Source organism: Rhizobium sp. GCM10022189, from assembly GCF_042656325.1.
Taxonomy (GTDB): domain Bacteria; phylum Pseudomonadota; class Alphaproteobacteria; order Rhizobiales; family Rhizobiaceae; genus Rhizobium.
In genome coordinates this window covers 1-1,283 of record NZ_JBHSOR010000048.1, presented here as the reverse complement: position 1 = coordinate 1,283, position 1,283 = coordinate 1, and the positions used below count along the sequence as shown (strand labels likewise).

1 protein-coding gene is annotated in these 1,283 nt (G+C 63.8%); it reads right to left on the bottom strand.

Annotated elements, in window-relative coordinates; all coding sequences use genetic code 11:
• The coding region (locus ACFPWW_RS20970) for a calcium-binding protein (protein WP_377313122.1) at positions 1-1,283 on the bottom strand (1,283 nt) is incomplete at both ends.

The following is a 1,283-nucleotide window of genomic DNA, read 5'->3' as shown; positions in this document are numbered from 1 at the left end:
CCTCACCGTATCGATTCCTCCGCCGGCACTTTCGGTAACGACGTCGCCGGCGACATCCACGATATAGGTATCGTCACCCGCTCCGCCGATCAGCGTATCGGCGCCGGCGCCGCCATTCAGCGTGTCATTGCCGTCGCCGCCGGTGATCACGTTCGCCACAGCGTTGCCGGTGCCCGTGAAGGCAGCCGAACCGATGTAGGTCAGGTTCTCGACATTGGCGAGGGCAGCGATCGAATAGGTCGCAAGTGACGTGCGGATCTCGTCCATACCCGCACCCACTGCCTCCGTGACCACGTCGCCGGCGGCATCCACGACATAGGTATCGTTGCCGATGCCGCCGATCAGCGTGTCGGCTCCGGCCCCACCGTCCAGCGTATCGTTGCCGACACCGCCGGTGATCGTGTTGGAAAGGGCATTGCCGGTCCCGGCAAAATCGCCGCTGCCGGTGAAGGTCAGGTTCTCGACATTGGCGATGTTGGTCAGCGCATAGGCAGAAAGCGCCGTCTTGATCAGATCCGTGCCTTCGTTGGCGGCTTCGGTCACGACATCGGCCAGATCGTCGACAACATAGGTGTCGTTGCCGGCACCACCAACCAGCGTATCCGCTCCCGCCTTGCCGTCCAGCGTGTCGGCACCCGCCGCACCCCTGATCGTGTTGGCAAGGTCGTTGCCCGTTCCGGTGAAGGCCACCGTGCCCGTATAGGTCAGGTTCTCGACATCGGCCCCGAGCGTGTAGGCCGCAAGCGCGGTCTTGACAGTGTCGGTGCCTGCATCGGCACTTTCGGTAACGACGTCGCCGGCGACATCCACGATATAGGTATCGTCACCCGCTCCGCCGATCAGCGTATCGGCACCGGCTCCGCCGTTCAGCGTGTCGTTGCCGTCGCCACCCGACAGCCGGTCGGCCGCAGCACCGCCGGTAATCGTGTTGGCAAGGTCGTTGCCCGTTCCGGTGAAGGCCACCGTGCCCGTATAGGTCAGGTTCTCGACATTGTCGGCAAGCGTATAGGTCGCCGACCCAGCCTTCACCGTATCGATCCCGGCATCGGCACTTTCGGTGACGAGGTCACCGGCATTGTCAACGATATAGGTGTCGTTGCCCGCCCCACCAATCAGCGTATCGGCGCCGGCGCCGCCATTCAGCGTGTCGTTGCCGGCGCCGCCGGTGATCACGTTCGCCACAGCGTTGCCGGTACCCGTGAAGGCAGCCGAACCGGTGTAGGTCAGGTTCTCGATATTGGCGAGCGCAGCGATCGAATAGGTCGCAAGCGACGTCCGGATCT